The organism is Caballeronia temeraria (assembly GCF_001544795.2).
In the GTDB taxonomy this organism is placed as follows: Bacteria; Pseudomonadota; Gammaproteobacteria; order Burkholderiales; family Burkholderiaceae; genus Caballeronia; species Caballeronia temeraria.
This window is the reverse complement of record NZ_FCOI02000123.1, coordinates 1-632: the sequence shown is the minus strand read 5'-3', so window position 1 is coordinate 632 and position 632 is coordinate 1. Positions and strand designations below refer to the sequence as shown.

The window sequence follows — 632 nt, the reverse complement described above, 5'->3', positions numbered from 1 at the left end:
GCGGAAGATCAGCACGTCCTGCTCTTCACGATGCATCACATCATCTCCGATGGCTGGTCCACCGGCGTGCTCGTGCGTGAACTCGGCGCGTGCTATACGGCTGCGCTGCGTAATGAACCGATCGCTCTTGCACCGCTGGCCGTGCAGTACGCCGACTACACGTTGTGGCAGCGTGACTGGCTCGCCGGTGCCGAACTTGAACGTCAGACGCAATACTGGCGCAATCAACTCGCCGAGCTTGCACCGCTGGACCTGCCCACTGATCGTCCTCGTCCCGCGCAGATCAGCGGCCGCGGCGCGACGTTGCCCTTTGCGTTGAGTGCTGAGGTATCCGAGCGTCTGCACGTGCTTGCTCAACAGGAAGGCGTCACACCCTTCATGCTGCTGCTCGCCGTGTTCCAGACGTTGCTCGCACGCCTGTCGGGACAGTCCGATGTCGCAGTAGGCTCGCCCATCGCCAACCGTACGCATGCGCAAATCGAACCGCTCATCGGTCTGTTCGTTAATACGCTCGTATTACGCGCCGATCTCTCGGGCTCGCCTTCGCTGCGTTCGCTGCTCGCGCAAGTCCGTGATAGGACGCTTGCCGCGTATGCGCATCAGGATTTGCCGTTTGAAAAGCTCGTCGAAGC

Annotated in this window: 1 protein-coding gene; it reads left to right on the top strand. The window is 61.4% G+C overall.

Annotation, left to right across the window (positions count from 1 at the left end; translation table 11 throughout):
- A partial coding sequence (locus AWB76_RS38725) for a condensation domain-containing protein (RefSeq protein WP_244173717.1) occupies window positions 1–632 on the top strand: 632 nt, incomplete at both ends.